This window comes from Burkholderia thailandensis E264, assembly GCF_000012365.1.
In the GTDB taxonomy this organism is placed as follows: domain Bacteria; phylum Pseudomonadota; class Gammaproteobacteria; order Burkholderiales; family Burkholderiaceae; genus Burkholderia; species Burkholderia thailandensis.
Genome location: NC_007651.1, coordinates 130,691 through 156,532, shown reverse-complemented (window position 1 = coordinate 156,532; position 25,842 = coordinate 130,691). Strand labels below are relative to the sequence as shown.

The 25,842-nt window shown below is 61.0% G+C and carries 14 protein-coding genes and 1 tRNA gene; 7 read left to right on the top strand and 8 right to left on the bottom strand.

Annotation, left to right across the window (positions count from 1 at the left end):
• Nucleotides 1–19 precede the first annotated feature (19 nt).
• Nucleotides 20–391: a thioredoxin family protein gene (locus tag BTH_RS12845; RefSeq protein WP_009893645.1), complete on the top strand. Its 372-nt coding sequence runs from the start codon at nucleotides 20–22 to the stop codon at nucleotides 389–391.
• Nucleotides 392–600: 209 nt separating this feature from the next.
• Complete coding sequence (locus tag BTH_RS12840; RefSeq protein WP_009893647.1) at nucleotides 601–3,210, top strand: DNA topoisomerase III; 2,610 nt, start codon at nucleotides 601–603, stop codon at nucleotides 3,208–3,210.
• 228 nt (nucleotides 3,211–3,438) lie between these two features.
• Here the strand turns inward: BTH_RS12840 and BTH_RS12835 are convergent, their stop codons facing one another.
• The gene (locus tag BTH_RS12835; RefSeq protein ID WP_009893648.1) at nucleotides 3,439–4,494 is read right to left on the bottom strand and encodes a LysR family transcriptional regulator; all 1,056 of its coding nucleotides are present in this window, start codon (nucleotides 4,492–4,494) and stop codon (nucleotides 3,439–3,441) included.
• 437 nt (nucleotides 4,495–4,931) lie between these two features.
• Between BTH_RS12835 and BTH_RS12830 the strand changes: the two genes are divergently transcribed.
• A complete protein-coding gene (locus BTH_RS12830; RefSeq protein WP_009902110.1) occupies nucleotides 4,932–5,948 on the top strand; it encodes a D-2-hydroxyacid dehydrogenase family protein in 1,017 nt (338 codons plus the stop codon).
• A 121-nt stretch (nucleotides 5,949–6,069) separates the two neighbouring features.
• Here BTH_RS12830 and BTH_RS12825 read toward each other — a convergent pair whose 3' ends face one another.
• Both BTH_RS12825 and BTH_RS12820 read right to left on the bottom strand, forming a co-directional pair.
• On the bottom strand, nucleotides 6,070–6,939 hold the full coding sequence (locus BTH_RS12825; protein ID WP_009893657.1) for a patatin-like phospholipase family protein: 870 nt from the start codon (nucleotides 6,937–6,939) through the stop codon (nucleotides 6,070–6,072).
• Between the two features lie 38 nt (nucleotides 6,940–6,977).
• Nucleotides 6,978–7,382, bottom strand: coding sequence for a PaaI family thioesterase (locus tag BTH_RS12820; RefSeq protein ID WP_009893658.1), 405 nt, complete (start codon nucleotides 7,380–7,382; stop codon nucleotides 6,978–6,980).
• 192 nt (nucleotides 7,383–7,574) lie between these two features.
• Between BTH_RS12820 and BTH_RS12815 the strand changes: the two genes are divergently transcribed.
• From BTH_RS12815 to BTH_RS12800, 4 genes are all read left to right on the top strand, one after another.
• Nucleotides 7,575–7,650: transfer RNA gene (locus BTH_RS12815), tRNA-Lys, on the top strand.
• Between the two features lie 350 nt (nucleotides 7,651–8,000).
• Entirely contained in the window at nucleotides 8,001–8,528 is a 528-nt protein-coding gene (locus BTH_RS12810) for a PAAR domain-containing protein (RefSeq protein ID WP_011401676.1), read from the top strand.
• Entirely contained in the window at nucleotides 8,525–9,274 is a 750-nt protein-coding gene (locus BTH_RS12805; protein ID WP_011401675.1) for a VRR-NUC domain-containing protein, read from the top strand. Before BTH_RS12810 ends, BTH_RS12805 begins: the two co-directional genes overlap by 4 nt.
• 10 nt (nucleotides 9,275–9,284) lie before the next feature.
• Nucleotides 9,285–10,499 carry a DUF3396 domain-containing protein gene (locus BTH_RS12800; RefSeq protein WP_011401674.1) on the top strand — a complete coding sequence of 405 codons (1,215 nt, stop codon included), beginning with the start codon at nucleotides 9,285–9,287 and terminating at the stop codon, nucleotides 10,497–10,499.
• A 292-nt stretch (nucleotides 10,500–10,791) separates the two neighbouring features.
• Here BTH_RS12800 and pglZ read toward each other — a convergent pair whose 3' ends face one another.
• The 5 genes from pglZ to BTH_RS12775 form a co-directional block, all read right to left on the bottom strand.
• Entirely contained in the window at nucleotides 10,792–13,008 is a 2,217-nt protein-coding gene (pglZ, locus tag BTH_RS12795; protein ID WP_009893663.1) for a BREX-2 system phosphatase PglZ, read from the bottom strand.
• On the bottom strand, nucleotides 13,005–16,688 hold the full coding sequence (locus BTH_RS12790) for a hypothetical protein (RefSeq protein WP_009893665.1): 3,684 nt from the start codon (nucleotides 16,686–16,688) through the stop codon (nucleotides 13,005–13,007). The genes pglZ and BTH_RS12790 overlap by 4 nt, the downstream gene beginning before the upstream one ends.
• Nucleotides 16,689–16,720: 32 nt before the next feature.
• On the bottom strand, nucleotides 16,721–20,416 hold the full coding sequence (gene pglX / locus BTH_RS12785; protein ID WP_011401673.1) for a BREX-2 system adenine-specific DNA-methyltransferase PglX: 3,696 nt from the start codon (nucleotides 20,414–20,416) through the stop codon (nucleotides 16,721–16,723).
• Nucleotides 20,413–24,615 (bottom strand): BREX system serine/threonine kinase PglW, encoded by a 4,203-nt coding sequence (pglW, locus tag BTH_RS12780; protein ID WP_009893670.1) that lies wholly within the window; start codon nucleotides 24,613–24,615, stop codon nucleotides 20,413–20,415. Before pglW ends, pglX begins: the two co-directional genes overlap by 4 nt.
• An 89-nt stretch (nucleotides 24,616–24,704) precedes the next feature.
• A complete protein-coding gene (locus BTH_RS12775; RefSeq protein WP_009893672.1) occupies nucleotides 24,705–25,619 on the bottom strand; it encodes a WYL domain-containing protein in 915 nt (304 codons plus the stop codon).
• Nucleotides 25,620–25,842: the final 223 nt, after the last annotated feature.

Genomic DNA, 25,842 nt, shown 5'->3' with positions numbered 1-25,842 from the left:
GATGCAAGGAAAACCGCCAATGCCCGCGCTGAATCTCGACACCGACGAAGATCGGATCGCCGAGCGCCTCCGGAATCCCGGCACGCTGCTCGTTGCCTGCCTGTGCGCCGAGTGGTGCGGCACCTGCCGCGAATACCGCGCGGCGTTCGACCGGCTTGCCGACGCCCACCCCGGCGCCTGCTTCGCATGGATCGACGTCGAAACGCACGCCGACCGGCTCGACGATCTCGACGTCGAGAACTTTCCGACGCTCCTCGTCGAGGACGCAAGCTCGGTCCGCTTCTTCGGCACGGTGCTGCCGCATGCCGCAATCGTCGAACGAATGCTGGCCGACCTGACCGCGCTGCCGGGCGCGCCGCATGCACCGAAATTACGCAATTTGTTCGACTAAAATCGTCTGGCCCCGAAATATCGGCCGCAGAATGCAACTTTACCGCTCGTTTACGCGAGAGGGCGTGCGACAGGCTTGCCGCCGCCCTTGCCCACACTTATGATGACCCGCTTTTTGCTCGCGCCGGCCGCCGTTTGGGCGCCGTGTGCTATAAAGCCGTCGTAAAAGGGCCCGCATCGGGCTCGCCCGGTCCATCAATACACACTGTCATGTCGAAAGCACTCATCATTGCGGAAAAGCCTTCTGTCGCGAACGACATCGCGCGTGCTTTGGGCGGCTTTACCAAGCATGACGAATACTACGAGAGCGACGAATACGTACTGTCGTCGGCGGTCGGCCACCTGCTCGAAATCGCCGCGCCGGAGGAATACGAGGTCAAGCGCGGCAAGTGGAGCTTCGCGCATCTGCCCGTCATTCCCCCCCATTTCGATCTGAATCCGATCGCGAAAAGCGAGTCGCGCCTAAAGGTGCTGACGAAGCTGATCAAGCGCAAGGACGTCGACCGCCTGATCAACGCATGCGACGCGGGGCGCGAGGGCGAGTTGATCTTCCGCCTGATCGCGCAGCACGCGAAGGCGAAGCAGCCGGTCCAGCGCCTGTGGCTGCAGTCGATGACGCCCGCCGCGATCCGCGACGGCTTCGCGCACCTGCGCACCGACGTGGACATGCAGCCGCTCGCCGATGCCGCGCGTTGCCGCTCGGAAGCCGACTGGCTCGTCGGCATCAACGGCACGCGCGCGATGACGGCGTTCAACAGCAAGGGCGGCGGCTTCTTCCTGACGACCGTCGGCCGCGTGCAGACGCCGACGCTGTCGATCGTCGTCGAGCGCGAGGAGAAGATTCGCCGCTTCGTGCCGCGCGACTACTGGGAAGTGCGCGCGGAATTCGTCTGCGCGGGCGGCTTCTACGAAGGCCGCTGGTTCGATCCGAAATTCAAGAAGGACGAGTTCGACCCCGAAAAGCGCGATTCACGCCTCTGGAGCCTGCCCGCGGCGGAGACGATCGTCGCCGCGTGTCGTGACCAGCTCGGCACCGTCACCGAGGAATCGAAGCCGTCGACGCAGCTCTCGCCGCTGCTGTACGACCTGACGAGCCTGCAGCGCGAGGCGAACAGCCGCTTCGGCTTCTCCGCGAAGAACACGCTCGGCCTGGCGCAGGCGCTGTACGAAAAGCACAAGGTGCTCACCTACCCGCGTACCGACGCTCGCGCCTTGCCGGAGGACTACCTCGGCACGGTGAAGTCGACGCTCGAGATGCTCAAGGAGAGCAACAACTACCTGCCGCACGCGAAGCAGGTGCTCGACAAGAACTGGGTGAAGCCGAACAAGCGGATCTTCGACAACTCGAAGATCAGCGATCACTTCGCGATCATCCCGACGCTGCAGGCGCCGAAATCGCTGTCCGAGCCGGAGCAGAAGCTCTACGACCTCGTCGTCAAGCGCTTCCTCGCCGTGTTCTTCCCGGCCGCCGAATTCAAGGTGACGACCCGGATCACCGAGGTCGCGGGCCATCACTTCAAGACGGAAGGCAAGGTGCTCGTCGAACCGGGCTGGCTGCAGGTCTACGGCCGGGACGCGGAGGGCGCCGACGCGAATCTCGTGCCGGTGCAGAAGGACGAGAAGGTCAAGACCGACAAGATCGCCGCACACGGCCTGACGACGAAGCCGCCCGCGCGCTATTCGGAAGCGACGCTGCTCTCGGCGATGGAAGGCGCGGGCAAGCTCGTCGAAGACGACGAGCTGCGCGAAGCGATGGCCGCGAAGGGCCTCGGCACGCCGGCCACGCGCGCGGCGATCATCGAAGGCCTGCTTGGCGAGAAGTACCTCCTGCGCGAAGGCCGCGAGCTGATTCCGACCGCGAAGGCGTTCCAGCTGATGACGCTGTTGCGCGGCCTCGGCGTGAAGGAGCTGACCGCGCCCGAGTTGACGGGCGAATGGGAATACAAGCTGTCGCAGATGGAGCGCGGCAACCTGCAGCGCGACGCGTTCATGCAGGAAATCGCGCGGATGACGCAGACGATCGTCAAGCGCGCGAAGGAATACGATTCCGACACGATCCCGGGCGACTACGCGACGCTCGAAACGCCGTGCCCGAACTGCGGCGGCCAGGTGAAGGAGAACTACCGGCGCTTCGCGTGCACGAAGTGCGACTTCTCGATCTCGAAGATCCCGGGCAGCCGGCAATTCGAGATCGCCGAAGTCGAGGAACTGTTGCAGAAGAAGGAAATCGGGCCGCTGTCGGGCTTTCGCAGCAAGATGGGCCGGCCGTTCTCCGCGATCCTCAAGCTCACGTTCGACGACGAGACGAAGAACTACAAGCTCGAATTCGACTTCGGCCAGGAGCAAGGCGGCGAAGAAGGCGAGGCGCCCGACTTCTCCGCGCAAGAGCCGGTCGGCGCGTGCCCGAAGTGCAAGGGCCGCGTGTTCGAGCACGGCATGAGCTACGTCTGCGAGCATGCGGTCGCGAACCCGAAGACCTGCGACTTCCGCTCCGGCAAGGTGATCCTGCAGCAGGAGATCACCCGCGAGCAGATGGCGAAGCTCCTCGAGAACGGCCGCACCGATCTGCTGCCGAACTTCAAGTCGTCGCGCACCGGGCGCAACTTCAAGGCGTATCTCGTCAAGCAGGCGGACGGCAAGATCGGCTTCGAGTTCGAGAAGAAGGAGCCGAAGCCCGCGGCCGCGAAGAAGACGGCGTCCAAATCGACGGCTGCGGCCGCCGATGCCGCTGCCGACAGCGACGACAAGGCTGAAAAGAAGACAGCGCCCGCCCGCAAGACGGCCGCGCGCAAGACGCCGGCACGCAAGACGGGCTCTTGACGGGCGCAATGCCGGCCCCGCGAATGCGCGGCGTGCCGGCGCTTCGCCGAGCGGCGTCCGCGATGCCGCGCAGCCCGGGCCCGGCGGCCGCCGGCACTACACTGCAATGCACCACCCCAAGCAAAAGCGCGGGCTCTCGACGAGCCCGCGCTTTTGCTTTTGGCGGAGGAGATTCGCCGCGCGACGGCGTGCGCGCACGCCGGACGATGCGCGCGACGCCGTGCGGCGCTACAGCGGAGACGGTACGACGGCGCGCGCCCGCGGCGCGCGCGGCAGGCGCGGCGACAACGCCGGATCGGCACTCGAGCGCTCGGCGAGCGCATCGGCAGGCAACGCGTCGAGCGGCTGGCCGGCCACGCCCTGCGTGGCCCACTGCTCGCCGAGCATCGTGTCCGGCGATTGGCTGAAGTGCTCGACGAGATGGTCGATGAACGTGCGCACCTTCGCCGGCAGGTGGCGGCGGCTCGGATACGCGATGTTGATCTCGACCTGCGGCAGCCGGTAGTCGCTCAGCAGCCGCACGAGCTTGCCGCGCGCGATGTCGCTGCCGATCAGATAGCTCGGCAGGATCGCGACGCCCATGCCGAGCATCGCGAACTGGCGCAGCATCTCAGTGTTGTTCGCGACGACGACGTTCGAAGGCCGCACGCGCACTTCGCCGTCCGGACCGGTGAACACGCGCTCGTCGCCCCAATATTCGGACGGCAGGCTCAGACAGGGATGCTCGACGAGTTGCTCCGGATGCGTCGGCGTGCCGTGCTTCTCCAGATAGCTCGGCGTCGCGCAGACCACCATGCAGCCCGTCGTCAGCCGGCGCGTGACGATGCTCGCGCTGCGCATCTGCCGCGTGATCACGATGCCGACGTCGAATCCCTCTTCGACGAGATCCACCTGACGATCGACGAGGGTCAGATCGGGAATGACCTTCGGGAAACGCTGCGTGTACGTCTGCAGCACGGGCGCGAGGTTGTGCAGCCCGAACACGACGGGCGCGACGATCCGCAGCGTGCCGACGGGCTCGTGGTTGCGCGCGACGACCATCTGCTCGACGTCTTCGAGCTCGTCGAGGATCTGGCGGGCTCGCTCCAGATAGACTTGGCCGGATTCGGTCAGCGACAGGCTACGGGTGGTGCGATTCAGAAGGCGGGTGCCGAGCCGGCCTTCGAGGTCGGCGACGTGGCGCGTCGCGACCGCATTCGAGATGTCCATCGCGCTCGCCGCCCGGGCAAAACTGCCGAGATCCGCGACCTTGACGAACACTCGCATCGACTGCAAATGATCCATACTCCACTCCTACCGCTGTTACCGCTTCAAAAATATGAAGCAAATGGGTAATTTTCCTACGACAGCGAAAAAGATGCAGAGTTGCTCAACTTCCCGCGAAATCTCGATAAAAACCTTCAAACTTGCTCAGCCTGCCTAGCTAGATAGACCAATTGTTCTGAAAAAAGAAATAATTGAGCAATCTCCCTCCTTAAATTGCCCAATCGAGAAACGTCGGAACTGCCGCCAGCCCGACATCACGCGGGGTCCGATCAGCGCGATCCACCGCCGGCCTCGGCGCTTGCCGCACCGCGTAACAAGCTGTTAAAAAGAGATACACCTGTTGCCGCGCCGTCATAGGATCATTACGGCCCTCAAACCGGGCCGGACCGGCGCGCGACGCCGCGCGGCGGCCACCACCTCACATCGCTCATCCCGCGCGAATCCCGAAACACGCCATGAAAATTGCCATTCTCGACGACTACCAGGACGCCGTCCGCAAGCTCAACTGCTTCGAGATGCTTGCCGACCATGAAGTGAAGATCTTCAACAACACGGTGCGCGGCCTCGGGCAGCTCGCGAGCCGCCTGGCGGAAGTCGAAGCGCTCGTGCTGATTCGCGAGCGCACCCACATCACGTCGCAGTTGCTCGGCAAGCTTCCGCATCTGCGCATGATCAGCCAGACGGGCCGCGTGTCGACTCATATCGATCTCGACGCGTGCACGGAGCGCGGCATCGCCGTGCTCGAGGGCGCGGGCTCGCCGATCGCCCCTGCCGAGCTGACCTGGGCGCTCATCATGGCCGCGCAGCGCCGCATCCCGCAGTACGTTGCGAACCTGAAGCAGGGCGCGTGGCAGCAGTCGGGCCTCAAGACGTCGGCGATGCCGCCGAATTTCGGGCTCGGCCAGGTGCTGCGCGGGCAGACGCTCGGCATCTGGGGCTACGGCAAGATCGGCCGGCTCGTCGCCGGCTACGGCAAGGCATTCGGGATGAACGTGCTGGTCTGGGGGCGCGAGCACTCGCTCGAAGCGGCGCGCGCCGACGGCCACGCGACCGCCGAGAGCCGCGAGGCGTTCTTCGAGCAGGCCGACGTGCTGTCGCTACACCTGCGCCTGCACGACGACACGCGCGGCATCGTCAAGCTCGACGACCTGCTGCGAATGAAGCCGACGTCGCTCCTCGTCAACACGAGTCGCGCGGAACTGCTCGAAGAAAACGCGCTCGTTTCCGCACTGGCGCGCAACCGGCCAGGGATGGTCGCGATCGACGTCTATGAAAGCGAACCGATCCTGCAGGGCTACAGCCTGCTGCGAATGGAGAACGTGATCTGCACGCCGCACATCGGCTATGTCGAGCGTGAAAGCTACGAGCTCTACTTCGGCGCGGCGTTCAAGAACATACTCGCATTCGATGCGGGCGATCTGTCGAGCGTCGCGAATCCCGAGGCGCTCAATCAGGGGCGGGTTCGCCGCTGAACGGCGGCAGCGAGCGCGGCGCGCGAGCGGCCCCTTGCCGCCTGCCGCGCCTCACGCACCAAGCGCCTGAGCACGACGATCCGCCGCCCCCACTTCTCGCGAAGCCCCGGTGCTCGCGGCGTCAACGCGCCGCGCCGCCGTCGTCCAGACACTGCGGCGCGGCGCTCAGAAAGCGCTCGCCGTCGCGCCGGCCGAGATCGTACGCGTGCCGCATCTGATGCGGGCTCGTGTAATCCCAGCTCGAAATCGGCACCTTGCTCGAAGGCTGCACGTAGAGCCGCCGCTGACCGCCGTGGTCGACGACGAACGTCTGCGGACGCGGGTAGCGCCGCGTCACCATCACGAGCACGAGCCCGGGCGACGCGTCGAGCGCGCCGACCGGCACGTTGTCGACCATCCCGCCATCGAGCACCGGCCGGCCGTTGCGACGCAGGACGGGCGTAAACGGCGGCGTGCACGACGACTGGAGCACGAGATCCGCGAGCTCGTCGACGCGCGCGCAATCCTGCGCGCGGACGAACTCCGGACGAAAGCCGAGCGAGCGGCCGAGCGTCGGATGCAGCGTCTTGCGGACGTACTTCTCGATGTTGTACGCGACGAGCCCCGCCGCGACCGCGCTGCGCGCGCCGAGCCAGCGCGGCACGTGCGACACGCCGATGCGGATGTCCGGCGCGCCGGTGAGCTTCGCGAACGGCTCGCCATAGATGTCGAGGAGTGCCTGCCGGTAGATCCGGTAATGCGGGAAGACCGGCTCGGCGCGCAGCAGATTGCCCCAATGAACGTTCCTGCGGTTGTGCCTGAGCGCCTCTTCGTAATAGCGCATCACCCAGCGCGAGTCGCGCGTGTACAGCATGCAGGCGGTCGCCGCCCCCGCCGAGATGCCGGCGATCACGCGTGGCCGCAGGTCGAGCGCCGGCCGCACGACGTCCCAGAATCCCGCCTGCCACCAGCAGCGGTTGCCGCCGCCCGCGAATACCACCTGGTCGAACATCGGATGCGCTCCTCGTTCCAGCCTGCCGCTGCCCGCGCTCAGGAGACGAGCGCGTACGTCGACGTCGCGTGAACGGCCATCTTGCCGTCCTCGTCGAACAGCTCGATTTCGCCGAACACGAGATTGCGGCCCATCCGCAGCACGCGAGCGGTGACGAGCACGTCGCCCTTGCGGACCGGGCGCATGAAGTGGGTATTGAGAGCGACGGTCGTCATTGGCCGGAATTCGCCGAGCGCAGCGGAGATCGCGACGACCATCGCCGTGTCGGCGGCCGCCATGAACACCTGCCCGCAGATCACGCCGCCCGAATGGCGAAGCTCGCCGGAAAACGGCAACCGGAGGGTGACGCTCTCCTCGGAAACGGATACGGGAGTGAGGGAAAGAGAACGGACCCACGGAGCAAGGAGCCGATCCAGCAAATCACGGACAGTGTTTTCGTCCATTGTCGTACGCCCAGAAAGAGCCGCGCGCCCGCCGCGCGACAGGGTTTGGGCGACATCATACCGGGAGCGCGTACGATGCGACGGATCGTGCGCGTTCGGAACAGCAATGCGGGGCGAGCGGAAGCGCTTCGGAAAAAATGCAAAAAAGGCTAGACAAGGCTGAAAAGCCCGTGCATAATTTTGCTTCTGTTGGGGGCGTTAGCTCAGTTGGTAGAGCAGCGGACTCTTAATCCGTAGGTCGAGTGTTCGAGTCACTCACGCCCCACCAATAAATTCAAGCACTTAGCCCAGCCTACACGGCTGGGCTTTTTGCTTTCTGGGTTTCGTGTAGGCACCATGTAGGCATTTTGGGTCTACATCAATCCACGCCGATACATATCGACCAGCCTCACCGTCGCTGCGATACGCATACCTGGGGTCCATGAGTGCCGAATTCGCAGACCTTCGGCGTTCGCGTCGCACGCGCCGCCAACGGACGCACAGATCCACCGCGAATCCGCTAAGCCAAAGCGCTGCTAGCGGGTGTGATATGCGAAAGCTCTGTCAACCTCGACAGAGTAGTCCCGGGAAAACCCCCTGTGCTAAATTCCTCCGACAAAAAAGAGAGGGCACAGATTTATGGGTTTTGCATTCATCCGCGAAGGCGATACGACTTCCCACGGCGGTCGCGTGCTGGCCTGTTCGCCAGAGAACAAGTCGGACGGCATCCCCCTCGCGCTCCTGGGCGACAAGGTGTCATGCCCTAAGTGCGGCGGGATTTACCCGATCGTCGGAGTCAAAAATCTCGGCGTGACGTTCGACGGTCGCCCCGTCGCGTCCGAAGGGGACACGACCGCTTGCGGCGCCACGCTCATCGCATCACAGAACAACACGACCGCCGAGCCGACGTCCGGTCCGGGTGGCGCTGTCGGCCGTGGAAAGAGCGTTGTGTCGGATACCAACGCGCAAACGCCCCACCGCGGCAGATTCCAGGTGCTCGACGACGTCACCCGCCAGCCGGTCGCCGGCCACCCGTACACCATCAAATCGTCGGACGGACGGACCGTACAGGGGAAGACGGACGCAAACGGGTTCACCGAATGGCTCGAGGGAGACGAGGGTTCGTCGCTGATGTTCAGCCACCCGGGACGCGAGAGCGCAGAATGAGTGGTTACGGCTCCGGCTACTCGACGGGTGGGACCGCCTCCGGTGAAGGTCGGACCACGCAAGTCGGTCTGCAGAGCGGGTTGTCGCCAAAAGACCGGGCAATCTTGTGCGATACCGTTTGCAACTGCAAACGGATCGGCGTGGCCTCGGTCGATGGCAAGATTCAGCGCCAGCGATGCGTCATGCAACGGCTGAACTACCAAGACATGGTTTCGCAGGTCACCACCGGCCAGCGAACGGTATACCGTCCAGAAGTCGCCTACGACATGCGTCCCGACGTGCCAACGCCGATCATGAGTTCCCAAGACCCGCTCCAGCCGCATCCCTTCATTCCCAACTGGCTCAACAAGTATTGGCCCGGCGGCTACGCCGAGTACAAGAAGTTGGCTGGGCAAGGCTTGATTCGTCGGCCAGACGTTATCGTCGTCAACGACCCCGATCAGCCACCCGTGCAGTCGAACATTAAAATGTGCGCGGAAATGAAGTTTCCACCCGACGATTTTAGTCGTGAGCAGCGGGCGGACTACATTCGGATCGCAGGCGGGCCGAACAAGTTTGAGCGGATTGGTCCGGCGGAATGTAAGTGCGGGGAGGAAAAGGAGGACACTGAGACCTCGAAATCCTCGCAGTCGAAAGCCTCGAAACAATCCGATCTCGAAGGTCTTTTTGGCGGTGGCAGCAGTCCGTTGATGGGCGGCGGTCCGCCGCCGCTTCCGCCGATGCCTCCCCTTCCCGTTTTCCCGTGAGCACGTTGTCATGACGGATGAAGAAATCGCAGCATGGGCGAAAGATCCTCGCCGCGCGGACACACTCCCTTTCGGGCTGTTTGAGCCTGCGTACAGAAAGGGCATCACAGGCGCCGCGCTCGTCGTGCGCGGGGTCCTGTATTTCCGGAACGGGTACACACCGACGGTCCGGAAAGCGTTGGTGCAATGCTTTGAGCAGTACGCCGCGATGGTGGACGAGTATCACCATGCCCTTGAAGTCGCGGCGGGTCAAAAGCCCTCGAAAGAAGGTCCCCTCCGATGGTTTTACACGGAGGGCAAGCAGCCGATGGCATACGAGAAGGCCCCGGCGTTCGAGCGTCTAGCGACATCAACGCCAGGGGATGCATCGCTTGTAGCGACGATGACCAGCGCCGACCACAAACTCGCAACCGGGTTTTACGAGTTTTCCGTGTTTGCGCTAGGCGAATGGAAAGCGACGCATAACCGCGGGCTCGATACCCTCGTTTTCACCGTTCCTCGAGCGTTCCTGGAACAACGGCCGGGCAAATTTCAGGCATTGTTCGTAGCGATGTGCGAAGCACTGCCCATCGTTCATGGGCACGCCGGCTACGGCGTGAATCTTCCGCCAATGGAGCTTAACGCGAACGAGGCGAGCGAGTACTTTTACGCCCGTCGCTACGGGCCGGGCATCGACGTCGGCGACCCCATGGGTTACAGCACCGTTATGCTGGAAGGGGCGATCAAGACGGTGGACTGGATCGTCGCGCTGGACGCGAACCTCGTGCGCGCCGCCGGCGGAGCCGACTCGCTCACACTGCCGCCGGACTGGTACGTGCGCCAGGCGTTGCGCGACGGTGGCTTGATCGTGCAAGCGGGCGTTGCACCGCAAGCCAGTGTGTCCGCCGGGCCAGGAAAGCCTCCTCTGCCCCCGCCGGCGTACGTGCTGCTCGACGCGGCGCTACGTCCCATCATCGCCGAGAAGATGGACATCTTGCAGAGCGGTACGCTCGACAGCACTGCGCCGATGCTCAACACGACCATCGCGACCGAAGCCTGGCTGAAGCGCTTTGATGTACCGCCCGACCAGATGACCGAGCAGTGGCGCGAGTTGCACAAAACGCCGACGGTCGATAGCAGCAAAGCGGCGGTCGCTGCCAACCTGTTGCGGCTTCGGAAGGCCATGGGACTGCCGGAGCCCGTGTCGTCGAACGGGTTCGGATACGACGGTGGCTCGCCGCGCTAACGAACGTTTAGAGCGACACAGGAACGGGGCCGCGGGGTCCCGCCGTCATATGCGTGTCGTCGGCTCCGAGCCTATCGTCTGTGCATTGACTGGTGAGTTGGTGCTGCGCCCGCTCAGCCCTCGCATCAGTGTGCAATGGGTAATCCTGGCATGAGTACCCTGTACAATTAGTCGTTTGCCAGCGACTACGCCGAGTCCTTGCACAACAAAATGTTTAAGGTCGCTTGGAACATGGCGGCGACCGTGTCCCCCCGCACCTCCCGTTTGCGCTACCGTGCCATGCTTGCCGTCCTCATTCCCTAAATCCGCCTCGATCAACCTGCCACCAGTCGGGAGCCACTTCGTCGCGAATGCTCCAACCATCAAATGCTTTGGCTCCATAGCGGTAGGTAGCAATCGGAACTAGCGCTTCAGCCGGCGCGCAGCCACCGTGGTAGCCGTTCCGTTTGGTCGCGTATCGCAACTTGCTGTTCCATGCAAGGACGACTTCGTCCATGCCGCTGGCGGCTTTGACTCGATTACCCGTTAAAGCAATCTCCCCCGGGTAGGACTCCAAGCTCGGCTCGCGCCATCGGGCATTAGGGCTTGCCCCCAGCATGACCGTATCTTGGTCGAGCACGTGGCCGTGATCACTTGTGAAAACTACAGCACGTTCGGAGGAACGCGCTTCTGCCAGCAGTGCATCTAAACCCTTGAACTGCGCAATGTCCCAGCGCAACCGCAGCTGGTCAGACTTCATCAAATGATCGTCCACTGCGTTGATCACAACGGCAACGACTCGTTGCCGGGTGTCGCTCAGAGCAGTTCTGAGATCGTCTGAAAGGGCGACGCCAGAAGCGTCGAGCAGATCTCTCTTGTGAAATATCGCTGGCGGCTTGCCTGCGACAGACGGGGCAACAAGAGCCGGATAGGCGCTGAACGCCGCGCGTTCCGTTGATGCCGATCCTGCGCAAGCGATGCCACAAAGCAGCGACGTCCTGGATGCTTCTGTTGTCGACGGCAACATGGTCAGCAAAGTCGAACAGGCCCCTTCTGAGCGTTCGAACTGGACCCAACCGTGCTCCTTTAAACTGTGGTGCAGTTCCAGAAATACGGGGACACTCATTCCGTCCACAACGATGAGCAAGCAACGCCCGGCCACCACAACCGGTGCGACGCATTTATCGAGCGCATCCTCGATCGCAATCAAGGTGGTGCCATCAGGCTTATCAGCCGCCAGCGACTCAGCGAAACGCTGGTCGAACAAGTCTCTCTGAATCCGAGTTTTCTCTCGAAGCAGGCCATAGGCGTTCGCCAAGTCTGGAGAGTCGTCACCTTCCAGCAGCACGGTTTGCGCCCAGTCAACCCAGCCGATCTCGTTCCGATACCGTTCAGACAGCGCGTTCAACGACGATGGAAAAGTACTGACAGTTTTCCTCAGCCAGCTCACCAAGCGCAGAGCCATCTTGCACCTAAGCTCGGAGTGACTGCTCAGGACCGGGCCTCGATGCGCCATCAAGCGCCCGAACCGGGAAATAGCCTCCGGTAAATTGATGTCGTTCAGCGCGGCAGCAAACGCCTTAGTCTTCTCGCGCAGTGCAGTAATTCCATACCTTGCCTGCGCCGCCAGTGGCTCGGCCTTGAGCTGCGTCACCAACGATTCATAGCGCGCAACCTGCTGCTGTTTGGCGACTTCAGAGGCTCGATCGAACCAAGCATCGGCTGCTCCGGCCAGCTGATGAATGGTGTGCGACGAGATCGTCAGTCCATCGAACAAGACTTCCAGCCGGGCTGCGACTTTGGCCCTGTTGGACTCTGAGCCAATGGCCTTGTCTTCCAATGCTTCGCAAAGCATTGCAATAGCAACCAGCTCATCGGCGCTCCCTGTATCGATGGCAGCGAAAATGAAGTCCACCAAATCGCCGAGAGTTTCCCGAAGGCATTGGACCGTTTCTTGACGCGCGGGGTCTTCCAAAGTTTTGATTTGCTCACGCCGTTGAGCATCGCCAGCCCACCTCAACAAGTCAAGTTCAGTCGGTGGATAGGACTCGAAGCCTAACACAACCTTGAACAGCTCCTTCCAAGCGCGATCCTGGTCCAAAACGAGTGAGCGAACAGGGGCGTAGCCCTCTGCTGGCATGTAGCGCACGAGCAGTTCAGCCAGCCAGCGATGTCGAGCCAAGCGAGGATCAATGTGCGCCGCCCTGAAGAGAGCCAGCACGGTTTGCCAGAGGTCGTGCGTGATGGCGCGTCGCTTGGTGCAGCGTGCCAGTACGTCGGAACCTAACTCACTCTCGTCCCCTGCAAACAGCAAAACAACTGGTGTCGTGCTAGCGGCATAGCGGCGCATAGCGTCGCGAACGGCTAAAGGGGAACTGCAGGTAGAGACCGGCCAGCTCGCCGCGTTTACATCCACCGCCGTGCCATCGAAGGCATCCAAGGGCAGCCGCAAAAGGATGAACCTTGCTAGCGGGTCCGCCTCGTGCGCCTGCTTCGCCTGAAAACTGATCTGATGTGCAGGGACCTTCATTCCTGTTCCCGGATCACGATCTGAATATCCACACTGATCTCGCCAAGCTCCTCAAGCAGCATCCGCGCGTCGGCCAGTGTCTTGAGGGCGTCGGTCTTCGTCAATCGGGTGTACTCAATTTTCTGAGGAGCCTTCATGCCTGGCTCCGAAGCGGGTTGAGGCTGCGGGCTCGGCGGCGTAGCCCGATTGGCGACATCGGCCATCAGGGTTCCTGCATCGCGCTCAAACTGCACAACGGCAACTTGCAGGCCGTCGACGTATTCGTAACGGAGCACGGCATGAGCGAGGCTTTCCAGAATCTGGTTGGCCCGTGGCGCAAACTCGCTGCTGCCGCCCGCAATCGAGCGCACACTGTTGACCAGATAGTGTTTGGCCTCGACCCGCGCCAGCGTCTGGACGCCACCCAGAACGGCCTTGGCTTCGGCGATTTCCTCAGCACTGAAGTCCAGCCGGGACACCATATTGACGAGGTCGATCTCCGAGCTGCAGGACTCCATTGCAGCGAACCAATCTCGGAGCCGCGTGGCGCCGAGCTTGCGCAGGGCAGGTTCTCCCGTGGCCACGACATCCGTCTGCACTAAAGTCATCAACTGGTCGACCACCCGCAGATAGTTCAGCAGGTGGGCTGCCGTATCGGCCACGCGCTTGCGCGCGGCACGCGAAAACTCGACTAGCCCAGGTGCTGACCGATAAAGTGTGGACATCGCCGGGTCCAGCATTTCGCCTGCGAGTTTGGTCGCCTTGTCCCATTCGACCACCGTCGGCAAGGGTTGCTCACGCACCTCGCATTCGTTCGGCACGTTGCCGATTTCGCCTTTGAACGGTTGCCCGAAGCGGTACAAGGAGCGATTGCTCTTGGCCAGCCAGGTCAAGATTACAAGGTCCTGCAGGTCTTCGCGGAGACCGCGTCGATCGGGCAAATCCAGCCAGCGGCGGAGATCGGTCACCGTGGGCTCGCGTCCTGCCTGCTGCGCAATCTGTCTAGCAAAATGCTGCGACCAGTCGTCACGAAGCTGCAGCGCAGCCTCGCCGACCTCAGCCAGATCGAGCCTGGGTGCAATGCGCTTTGCGTCGTCGCGAAGCGAGGCTTCGAGTTCAACACGATGGGCGGGCTTCTGAGCCGCCAGCACCATCAGATCAGCGAGGCGCTTGACAGCAATCGGGCGTGGTTCGGCGTCAAAGTGCGGGTGGGCTGGAAATTCGTAGTCCAGCGCTTGTTCCGCGAGTTTCTCGAACGCGTCTTTGAAGTTGGCCGCCACGGGTGGCCGCAGAACCAAGGAGGGGTCCAGGCTAAAGTAATGCTCGTCGACGGTTTGCGCGGGGTCCAGTGCTTCCTGGGCGACGCTGTTGAGCCCGTACGCCGTGTACAGGCAGTTGCGAATGAACTGACGAAGTTGATCACGCTGGTTAGTGAGCAGCACGCGCGCTTGCTCGCGATCCGTTTGCGACAGCTGGCTGGCGTATTGGTCCAAGTTGTTGCCACGCAAGACGAAATTGATGACCACCAAACGGCCCAACTGGTCCTGCGTATTCGGGGAAAGGAAAGACGGCAGCCACACCATCGAGCGGCCAACCCTCCCTTCGTTGAGGAATCCGTTGATTTTGGCCACGTCGTCTTGTGGGCCGTGCTCGGGTTGGTGGTCAAACGGGAAATCGACCAGGATGCGCCACGTTCCTTCTCGCCCCTTGAGGGTGTCGAAGGATTGCTCACGAACATTGCCAAACAGAATCTCCGCCGCGCGCCTCGAGCCGCGCCAACTGATCTCCATCTCGGGCGGCAGCAGGCTGGAGCCTGCATCGGCCAATCCTAAGCCGTCGGTAATCAATTGCCTGACTTCCGCCTGCCGGTTTCCCTGCGTGTCAAACACCATCGCGTTGGCCAAAATGGCGTCAGTGTCGACCTTGGCCACCTCAACGGACACGATCGGATTCGGCGAATCGTCCGCGATTTTGATTTCACCGGCCTGACCCGCCCAGCGCTTGAGCTTAGTCAGCACGGTGATGCCCTCACTCCCGGGCACCGGCGTGCGAATCGTGCCGTGGTTCAGCGCAGCTAGCTTTGTCGGGGTTAAGTTTTTCAGGGCTTCGACTTCGGGCACCAGTGCCGCCAACACCAGAGTCTTGAGCAACCGCGCATCGTTCTGCAAGGCCGCCGCTTTCTTGAAGTCGGCCTTTCCAGATTCGATGTCTTCCCAAGCCACGCCGTGCTGGGTCTCCAGAATAGGCAACAACCGCCGCCGCCAGAGCTGCTTTGCTTGCTCGAAAAAGAGCTTGATGCCATGGGTGAACGGCTCATCCCCATCGGCAATTACGTCAAAAAGATCGCCGACCGGGATCACGTCACCAATCTCCAGCGCGTCGGCCTTGTCGACTAGCATCTGCTGCATCAGCTTAAGCGCCGTCCGCTCACGCTGCAGCATCGACGACACAGCGATCAGGGTTTGGATCAGTGCAGGCGTAAAGGGGTACAGGTCCTGAAGCATCTGCTGATCGCCGTCGCGGGTCAACAGGGTTTGCAGCACTTCGGGCTGGCTACCCAAAAGCTTGTTGATCGCTCCCTTGAGCAGCGCATCCTCTGCAGGCCCGCGCGTGCGCAGCAGTCGCTTCTTAGCAATCTCTGGAAGGTTCCTGTCTTCCAGGTTCACCTTGTCGAAACGGGCCTCCCAATACTGCAGCGTATCGGCAAACGACAACTGCTCGGCACCAGGCATGTGCTCACCGACCAGTTCGCGCAAATCACGCTGGCGGGCCATGAAGCTGATGATGGGCGTCGGGCGGTCAGCGTTGCTCGACTCGACCAACTTCGCGACCTTTTGCCCTTCACGGGCGATCCAAGCCACATCCGCCGCACGGCTTGCCAACCACAGGATGAACTCGTCCAAGAACAGGATAATGCCGTCGTAGCCCAGATCCTTTGCATGATGTGACATTGCCGACAAGCCCTCGTCCAGCGAGGTGTACATCTCGCGCTGCGAGGCGGACAAATGGCTTACGCTGCCATAGAACGCGCGTGTCAAGGCACCGACGAGTTTGAACCGCTCAGGGCTTCCGGGCGGTACCTTCAGGGCGGCCTCGAAGCGAGCGGCGGCCCAGGTCTGCGTGACGCGCCCCCAGCCGCCGCCAGAGGCCGCGCCGGCTGCGCCATTCAGAGTGCGAAAGAAGACCTCGTCACCCATCTGGGTGCGCAACTTCTGCGCATCGTTGAGCATGCCTTCGCTCTGATAGAAACCAGGGCTTGGCGCGTCCGGGTGCAAACGAGCGGTGAGCTCCGCATAGCCCGAGAAGAGCGCTGACTCCAACGTCTCGGCATTGATCATGTGGAATGGCACTACCAAGAACTTTTTGCCCTGCGTCCAGCCGTTGTGCTTGGACACAACCGGGGCCAACTCGGGCTTACCACGGGCCGCGGCGTCGCCGCGCAACACCAGTGACAAGATGGCCATGAAGTGGCTCTTACCGGAACCGAAGCTGCCGTGCAGGTACGCGCCCTTGCTCATTCGGCTATCGATCGCGCCCTTGACTACCCCAAGCGCCTGGTCGAAGCACTTCACCAACTGGGGCGTGGCGATATAGTCGCGCACGGTTTCCGCAGGGGCACTCAAGCCATCCGTTAGGCGGAGAACAAAGTCGCCCTGGTGAACCTGCTCTGGCAGGTCAAATATCTCGCGTAGTTTTGGCACGTTAATGTATCTCTCGAATCTCGTGTATCAGATTAGGCTTGTGCTACGTGCTGGCCCCGCTTGCCGCGTTTGCGGCGAACCGGAGCTTCGGGTTGCCAAGCGCGCAGTGCGCTCAGCGTCAGCCCGTGCTGCGCCAACTGCGCATCGAGCAGGCCCTGCAAGTAGTCGCCAGTGCTCATGCCCAGGTCGTCATCGGCCTCCGGATGCCATTGATGCACCCATGGGAGTAGCTCGTCTAGCCCCGCCAACGCAGGCGTCAAACGCGCCACATCAGCGCCTTCACGTTGAAGCATCTCATACAGGTAGCCTGTCAGGGCTAAAGCGCGGGCCTTGGCATCGTAGCCAGCCCACAGCAGCATCGGGCTTCCGGCGTCGTTGCTACGCTCCAAGCCCGGAAAACAAACAAAACGCTCCTTGGGCACATCAAGGGCACCGCGCAACTTCCAATACACACCTTCGCGGTAATCCACTTGCTTGTATTTCGGTGGGACAGGAACAACGCCCACTTCCGCGGCTTTACGTTTTGCCTGCTCCTCCTTAATCGCCTCGATCGGCTCATCAGTCAGTTGGCGAGCCACCTCCGCATCGAGCGCATCCTCGCGCCGTTGCATCAGCCATGTGTTACGCCACACCGCGCGCTTCCGCAAACCGCTCTCGCTGTAACGCAGCGCATCCAAAAAAGGTACGCTGGCCTGCTGCACCAGTGCGACAACGGTTACGTGAGCGTCGCTGCCGCTGCCTGCATAGAGGTCCAAAGCTCGCCGGAATTCTTCGTCACCAGATAAAGCATCGACAAGCTCGCGGACCGAACGCAGTTTGGGTGCAGGGAGTGCATCGTGCGGCCACAGGTCCGCAGCTTCCAAACGGTTCAACAACCATTGTTCGAGGGCAGCCTTTTCCAGCGCATCCCATTCATCAGACACCCAACGACGCTTGCACTCTGGACGCTCGATCAATGCCAGGTCGCGCGACTTACGGATAGCTGCAATCCGTTTTTCCACTAATGCTCGATAGTCAGATGGCCAATGCGTGGGCACCGACGTGATTGGTTGCGAGCGGTGCCTATCGAACCAAGTCGTCGCGGCTATTCCTGCAGTACAGTCCTGAGCCAGCGCAATTTCAAACGCGCGTTCCCCGAGTTTGACCTCCGGCGGATCTTTATCGAAACAAAGCTCCTCGTCGGTCACGTCAAAAAGTGAGTAGGTCTTCCAGTCAAGCTCTTCCTGCCAAGCAATCATCTTCGACCGGATACGCGCTGATTCCGCGCGCGATGCATCGAGTTCCTTCCGGCTAATCGCCCCCCTCGCAATCAGTGCAGCAGGGAGATGTCGAGAGCATTCGATGGCTAGATCACTGATCTGCCGTGCAATTTGAACTGGCCTCACATTGGGCACGGGAAATTTTCCAACTCCGGTACCCGTGTATTCGTAAAAATCTTCAAACGCACTTGTGCGCTGACGAGCTCCATGCTGATCTACCGTGCTGCCTTTGTTGTGAAACATCTGTTTCAGCCAAAAGCAAGCCGTAGATGAATTTAGCAGACCAACCAGCCCTAAGTGTTCGTCCTCTCCAGTGCCCGCCGGAAGCTTAATTACCGGAGAGCTGCGATTGAATATCTTTCCGCCCCGATCAAGAACAAAATGGTTGTGCGTCGCGACGAACGCGAACGTGATTGATAGCGGAGTGACCAGTTTCCCTGCTGTCAGTCGACCATACTCAAACCAATTCAGGCCTGCTTCTACCTTTGTTTGCCCACCGAACATCTTACTATTTGAAAGGCACGTCCGATACGGCCAGAGAAAAGCGAAAGCCTTGCGAAATGCGGCAAGCCTTATTGGCGAATAGTTAGCGTCGTAGGGAAATAGTGCAGTCGATTCGCAATCATTGAACCAATCCCGCACTTCGTCCCCGACAACCATGTCGCGAAGCAATTGAACTTCAACTCCTTGACGCCGAAACGTCTGCGAGTCGTGAATATATGCGTTATCCTCTAGAGTAAAAGACGTAATACCAATCGAATCAGCGAAATCAGCCAGAATTTTTTCCGCGCTGTCTTCAATAGCTTCTTTCAGGCTCGATGCGCCTCCGCCTCCCATACTCCAGGGATGCTTCGCAAGTGTGCTCCTATCAATATCCGAGACGCTGATCCATTTGGACTCTGAATCACGCTGGTCGATCTGGTCAACAATCGCCCTCCAAACGATTCCTTGCGAAGGGTCGTCAGGTTTGCTTGGCTCCCCTTCAATCCCCATCGCAGCGCGAATGACCGGGCTCGCTGGAAGGCGGTTGCGCCCCGCGAGGATGACTGTGGGAGTTCCATGTCCCGGGATGTACGCGCCAGCAGTATCGATTACGTGCGTGAGATCCACTGAAGGGAAGAATTCTTCGACAAGCTTTTTTCCGAATTCACGTTTCATGAAGGCGTTGCCGACAATTAATCCCACGTACCCTGCACGTTGAGCGTTATCGAGCGGCTTGGCCAATGCCCAGAATCGCTCGCAAAATGGCGCAACGAGGGCGTACTTTCCGTGGCAGCTGGAGAATCGCTCTCGATACAGGGCCGAGACAGCGCGATCCTTGACTGCAATGTAAGGTGGATTGCCGACAACCGCCGCGTATTTTCGGGCCAGAATCCGATTCGTGGCCGTCAGGTCCTCAGCCGCGAAGGCGTGCCGATACAAGTGGTCAGCGACCGCGGCCAAGTTCTCCTGCGGGGTGTCCAATGCGAGAGAAACCTGTGCCCCCGCGTAGTCCCGCTGGTCGAAGCCGTGCAGCAGACTATCACCCGTTTCGACGTGCAAATGAAAGTCCGGAGCGAGCCGTAATTTTTTGACGCTCGCCATCTTTAGTGCAGCGATCAGCAGGCGGAAACGCGCAATCGCCACTGCGTAAGGGTTGAGGTCAATGCCCGCAATGCGTCCCAGCGCCTCCTGGAGGGCTAGATTGACATTTTCTGGCCGCTTGCGCAGCCAGCGCGGAGCTAAGCGCTCGAATGCGCCGAGCAAGAAGTGCCCGGAACCACAAGTAGGGTCGATCAGATCGACTTCTTCCAGGGTATAGACGTCGAGCGCCGGGGTAAGGGTGCGATCGAGGATGAACGACTCGACGAATTCTGGCGTCTGCAGCAGCGCATAGCGTTCGCGAGCAGCCTCAGACAAGTCCTGGTAAAGGTCGCCCAAAAAGCGCGTGTTCCACTCTGGGTCGGCAAAATCATGCACCAACGAGCCACTGTCCGCGTTTGTGGCACGAAAGAAGCGCACCAGCTGCTTGCCCATGTCGGCCGACACCGGCGCAAGCAGCAGGCTGCTTTGAACTTTGAGGACGTCCGACAGCCCGGGCAGACGCCCTGCCACGGCGAATACCTCACGAAGGTAATCGTTGTCGGATGCGGTAGGACTTTGCAGGTAAAAGGCCTCCTGCCGTGACACGGCGGATTGTCCCCGACCGTCGGTGCCCGAAATCAACGGGGCGTCGAGCAGATCATTGTCTTCGCAGAAGCGCACGAACACACAAGCAAGCACCCACGCCACCGCCGATTGCGTGAATTGCGCTTCAGCCCAAATGGCCACGTCCTCTGATGTGCGCCCGGCGTCACGCGCGGCTTGCCATTCGGCGGTGAGCCGCGATTTGTATTCACTAGCGTTGCTAACAAAGCGTTGCCGGAGGTCAGCCTCCAAGGCTCGAACCTGGAGCTTAAGGTCCGCCAGCAGTTTTGCGCGATCGATCATATTAGTTTTGACTTCGTGCTGGTCGTAGAGGCCGTGATGTCGTGTTTGCGATGGGCGTTTTCAAGCCAAGCTCGGGGGATGCGACCGTAATCCGTAGTGTTGATGGTGACTGGAACTGCTTCGCCGTCCAGCACCGGTCTGTTATCGGGCGTTAGCGGGCTCGCAAGCAAGGCAATCAGCGGAGGGCGCTTGCCGAACATGCAGGCATCGGCAAGCTTGGCGAACAAGGGCATCTTCTGCCAGCGCGCCGCTAAACCGAGGTTCACCAACAAGCCTGGTTGGTCGTCTTGGAGTAACTGTGCTTCAACCTTGGGCCAAACTTCGCCAAGAACGGTGGCAAAGTTATGAGAATCGACCGAACCTGCGGGAGCGGCATCGGCAGCTAGCAGGGTATTCCAGTCTATGTCCCATTCCTTGGCTTGCGCCTCAAACTGTGTGAGCACGAGGTCGTCGAAATCGATGACTTTCAGTCCAAAACGCTGCGCCAGCTCATGCTGCGCGATCGCGAGGCCCTTGGGATCGACGGACAAGGTAAGCAATTTGCCGCTGCTCAAGGCGTGCTTGATGCGCTCGTCGATCTGCTGAGCCGCCTGCACATCCGGTGCGGTCGCCGTGCGCGGGCGGTTATTGGTGCCAAAGCGGCCGATCTGCGTGGTGCTCGAAATGATGCCCGCAGAATAGTGCGTGACGAAGGCGCACTTGGCACCGTCCCACTTCACCTCCAATCCAGCGTCCTCGAGCAGTTGCTCCAGTTCTGTGGGGCCGGGCAGCGGCGCGGCCTCAGGATACCGAGCGAAGATCCGGCGCCCGATTGTCTGCAGGTCGAACTGACGCAAACCGAGCAATGAGTTCGTGGCCAATTTGACGGCACGCGCAGCAGACAGCTGGACTGGGTAAAACTCCAAACGCGAGGACAAAGCCGCCTGTTGGGCACAAGCGGCAGCCAGACGAATCAGTCGCTCCGAGCTCAACCCCAAGTCGCCAGCCGGCGGCGGTATGCGGGCCAAGGTGTCCGCCACCTGTTGCGACGACGGCAGAGGGTCTTGTTGGGCCAGCCGGTCCGCTGCTTCGCCCAAAGCCACGGCGTAGCTGGCTCGAACCTCGGGAGCAGAAGGGAATAGCCCGGCCGCACCGCTGCTGGCCAAGGTCGCGACCACCAGATCGTCAACTTGCGGTGGTTCCACTAGAGGGCGAACGTTGGCGGCGCGCTTCACAAGTTGCCAGCGGGCTGCTTGCTTGGTGCGCTCGACGGTAATGACGGCCCGTGTCACGGCTTCGGCCTCGCTGCGTCGGGCCGCACCTGTTTGCACGCTCCCACGTCGGGCCAGCAATGCGGCGGCAATTTCACCAACGGTCGCAATGCCGCCCAGACCGGCCAGCACTAGGGCCACGTCGTCGCGCAGGTGGGTGATCTCTGGCTGCCGCGACATCCGCTCAACCATCGATTGCAACACGTCTTCCTGCAGAAGTGACGTGCCCGGCTGCGCGCTCAGCCCGAGCCATTTCTCCAATACCTCGAGTTGGCTTTCATCGCCTTTCTTGGGTATGAGCAATGCGGCTGCGGCATCCACCGATAGTTTGGCTACAGTAGTATCTGCGGGCTCGTCATCCTTAGCGGCGCCACCGCTGAACTGGTGACGCAGCCGGTCGGCAATTTGATGCAGTTCACGTGCTACAGCCAGCGCAATGCCCCGGTGCCTGTAGAGCCGATTACGCGGTAAATCGGCCAGATCCCCGGCAGTAGCCAGCTCATCGCGACCGATCCGGTCGAGCAGTTCGAGGTGACGCGAGTCCAGCTCCAACGACTCAAGAGGCGTGCCGGGCGTGATTCCCCCTGCAGGTGATTCTTCGCCGAGGGGTAGTTGACTTTGCGGAAGTTGCGTCGTGTGCGTCGTGACAGGACGCGAGACGTTCTCGAAAACCCTGCGCCATTGACGCAACATCTGCTCGGCGTTGTCAAAACGCTTGCGGTGATCGCGCGCCAGCGCCCGGCTGAAGAAGTCGAGTGCCTGCTTTCGAATCGACGCGTCAAAGCGCTCCGAGTCCAGAACGATTTCCGACTTCAGCGTAACCGGATCGGCGCTGCCATCGCCCCATTCGGGTAGTGTGCCGGTAGCCATCTCGTGCAAAGTGAGCGCACAGGAGTAGCGCTCGGCATAGCCATCCCACATTCCGCGTTTGCGCAGGAACGGGTCCATGTAGACCCGTGTGCCCGCGTTCAGGTCGGTAGCGGGCACACCCGCCAGCGAGAAGTCAAACAGCGTCAGGGTAAGTCGTTTTCCGGCTCCCGGGCGAATACCGATGTTGTCTGGCTTGATGTCGCGGTGCGGGACGCCCTCGCGCTCCAGGTACTCCACAACGGAAATCAGCTCTTCGCCAAACCTCTGCAGCAGGTCCAAACCCAAGCGTCCTTCTTGACGCAAGCGTTCACCCAGCGTTTCCTCTCCTGCCGAGGACAGGAACAAGGTCGCCAGACCAGCAATTTCGAAGCGCTCAAAGCACTGGACGATATTCTGATGGGGCTGAAGTCTGACCAGCGTCTCGGCTTCCTGCTTGAGTCGATTGTTGTACTCCGGCTCCAACGCAATTTTAAAGACTCCCTGGCGTGGTTGTCCCGCGCTTTTCCGCCGTACCTCGAGGGCCAGGCTGGTACCGCCCTTGCCCAGTCGACGCAAGACTTCAAAGCCGTTGAGCTCATTGCCCGTGTTCGCATCAAGGGGTGACGCCAAAGGTGATGCCGGTGCGGTCAGAGCGTCTTCAAGCGCCTCTTCAGCCTTGTCGAGCGCACTCAGGAATTCGTTGGTAGAGCTGAATCGATCATCGGGCGACGGCCAGGTAGCAAACTGGATTAGATCCTCGATTTCGGCCAAGCACCCATTGACCATCGCCGACAAGGTGAGCCCGGGGCCCTGTTCGCACTTGATGACCAACTCATCGCCGCTAACGGCCGGCGGCTCGCCGGCGAGGACGAAATACGAGATGGCACCAAGCGAGAACACATCCAGCTTAATGGCATCTGGCCGGGGCGCGTTGCGTGCTTCGGGAGCGAGATAGATCTCTTGCGCCACACGGTCTGAGAGCATTTCCACATGGAGCGTGCCCGTCGTTTCGCTCTCGGCCTCTTGCAACTGACGGGTAGCGATCTGCCAATCGAAGAGGGTGACATCGAAGGAATTGGTACCGACGGTCCTGACCATGATCGTGTGGGGTGACAGGCCACGGTGGTAGAGCCGATAGCGGTGCGCCGCATCCAGTGCTTCGGCAATCGCGCGCACGAGCTTCAGCCGTTGCCAGAGATCAAGTTGATCGCCTTGAGCCCGAATGAAGTGGTCGAGCCGTTGGAGTCCTTCCTCGTACTCAAAGATCAGGGCAGGCCCATGCTCACTGTCAATGAAATCCAATGCGCGCAGGATGCCCGGATGGCGTATACCCTCAAGCAATTGAAACTCTCGGCGAGCCGCGTCGACCAGCACCGCGCGTTGCGCAGCACTGAGCGTCCGCTTGGCGGTGTAAAGTCGGACTCGTCGCCAAAGGTTATTCAGTGATACGTGCTTGGCCAGCCAGTCCTGGTGAAAGTCGGTCTCGGCAAGGACCTGTTCGAGCTGGTAGTCACCCACACGCCGGCTCTGCTGAGGCGGGCGAATGCCAACGATTTCCAGAGCCCGGTTGATGGACGTCGCCAAATCCCGGTCGATGGGCTGCGCACTGGTGACAGGGGCTGTCTCATCGAATAGTTTGCCGACAATATCCGCACGCAATTGCACGTTTTCACGCGCGGGACCCGTAAGCTTGCAGCGCTGTGCAGGGTCCGACAAAAAGACCAGGGACTGGATGTAGGGTGTGCGGCGCTTCTGGAGAGTCAGTTGCTTGCGAAGGAGCGACGCGAGCTTCTTCGCCTTGCGGTTGGTCAACAGCAAGGGGTTATCGTCGAAGTACTCTCTCCCACCGTCCCGCCAGATCCAGGTGTGCGAATCGCCGCCGACTTCGCCAGGTCGACTCTTTATCTCGACAAGAAAGATGCTGTAGCGCGAGATAACTAGCAGATCAACTTCGTTGATGCTCCCGTCGTCGGCGACAAACTCGAAGTTACTGTACGCGCGAAACGGCTCGCGGTTCGGTAGCGCGCGCTGAACAAAGTCCAGCGCATCCTGTTCCCACGGAAACTGAGACGGCGAAATCGCCTTCCAACGCCCACTCATCGATAAACTCCTACTACGCTGGAGGCCATAGCTAGACGACGTAGAAGAGTCGTACTGAGCCTTCCTTTGTTGTTTGGCAGACGGGCCGGTCAATCGCCATCTTGTTCCTGTCCGACGGGTTCCGGGCTTTCATAGCCGGGAGCCAATACGGCGCTTCGAACGCCGTACAGCGCCAAGTGATTTCTGAGCCAGAGCCTGTGCTCAGAGCCATTCAATTTGTGCGTCGGAGAACAATCCACGCGCAGCTTGCAGAGAATGTAGCCGGCCATCGCAGCACGCAACTTCATCTTCCAAACGCCGCGCTCCATGCTGTAGTCCATTTCAGAGATTTCGGGATGTGGTCGATTTGGATGCGGGACAAGATCTAATTCCAGTATCCGGGTCCACTGTATGTCTTGGTCGCTGGCCTCGTGGGGCGCCGGATTCTCGCCCTTCAATACCTGCGGATTTCTGATGCGCGTGATCACGAAGTCGCGGAACTGCTGCGATTCCCGGTCGAAGGCACGAACGAGCCATCGCTGACCATCATCGATCAGCGCGAACGGCACGATCTGCCGGTTAGCCTTGCCGCTCGAAATGGAGTGGTACTCAACCGCAAGCGGGCATCCTTGATGAATCGCGCGGGTGACGCTCGCCAGCACAGTCAGATCCGGGCGCGCCAACCGTGAAGGGCTCTCGCTTGCAACCCATGCTTTGAGCTGCATGGGCTCTCCGTCGCCAAAACCCTGGGTCAGCCAAGACAGCACCCGCTCAGGAGGAAACTCGAAGAGCGGGCGGAAATCAGGGCCCAAGACGTAGGACTTGCCCTTAGAGTCATAGTCGATGTTGCCCGGAACCAGCTCCTTGTACAGAGCCAAGTCTCTTGAAGCGGCAGCGGACTGGATACCAAACCGCGATACCAAGTCCTGACGGCGTATTTCCCCAATGAAGCGCACCCGCAACTCCACAAACGCGAGTCGGTCCCGTTGTGGCTGCGTTAGATCTGCAAGCTGTTCGATCGACATCCGTCGTGGCTCGTTCCAGTTGGTTCGTGACCGCCTACGGATCGTTGCGTAAGAACGGTTTACTTTTGGATGCGCATATTAACTCATGGCGCCGCCTTCATCCATCGCATTTTGATTAGTACCGACATCGGTCAGAAGAGAATCAACGCGGCGATCGAGCCCTTTCGATAGCCAGTCGCAAGCATTCAAAAACCTTTCAGACACATATAACCAACCCGAGCCC

Bases quoted from the DNA above. Each gene is read 5' to 3' on its own strand.
- BTH_RS12845 (WP_009893645.1), top strand. From the start codon at position 20: ATGCCCGCGCTGAATCTCGACACCGACGAAGATCGGATCGCCGAGCGC.
- BTH_RS12840 (WP_009893647.1), top strand. From the start codon at position 601: ATGTCGAAAGCACTCATCATTGCGGAAAAGCCTTCTGTCGCGAACGAC.
- BTH_RS12835 (WP_009893648.1), bottom strand. From the start codon at position 4,494: ATGGATCATTTGCAGTCGATGCGAGTGTTCGTCAAGGTCGCGGATCTC.
- BTH_RS12830 (WP_009902110.1), top strand. From the start codon at position 4,932: ATGAAAATTGCCATTCTCGACGACTACCAGGACGCCGTCCGCAAGCTC.
- BTH_RS12825 (WP_009893657.1), bottom strand. From the start codon at position 6,939: ATGTTCGACCAGGTGGTATTCGCGGGCGGCGGCAACCGCTGCTGGTGG.
- BTH_RS12820 (WP_009893658.1), bottom strand. From the start codon at position 7,382: ATGGACGAAAACACTGTCCGTGATTTGCTGGATCGGCTCCTTGCTCCG.
- BTH_RS12810 (WP_011401676.1), top strand. From the start codon at position 8,001: ATGGGTTTTGCATTCATCCGCGAAGGCGATACGACTTCCCACGGCGGT.
- BTH_RS12805 (WP_011401675.1), top strand. From the start codon at position 8,525: ATGAGTGGTTACGGCTCCGGCTACTCGACGGGTGGGACCGCCTCCGGT.
- BTH_RS12800 (WP_011401674.1), top strand. From the start codon at position 9,285: ATGACGGATGAAGAAATCGCAGCATGGGCGAAAGATCCTCGCCGCGCG.
- pglZ (WP_009893663.1), bottom strand. From the start codon at position 13,008: ATGAAGGTCCCTGCACATCAGATCAGTTTTCAGGCGAAGCAGGCGCAC.
- pglX (WP_011401673.1), bottom strand. From the start codon at position 20,416: ATGATCGATCGCGCAAAACTGCTGGCGGACCTTAAGCTCCAGGTTCGA.
- pglW (WP_009893670.1), bottom strand. From the start codon at position 24,615: ATGAGTGGGCGTTGGAAGGCGATTTCGCCGTCTCAGTTTCCGTGGGAA.
- BTH_RS12775 (WP_009893672.1), bottom strand. From the start codon at position 25,619: ATGTCGATCGAACAGCTTGCAGATCTAACGCAGCCACAACGGGACCGA.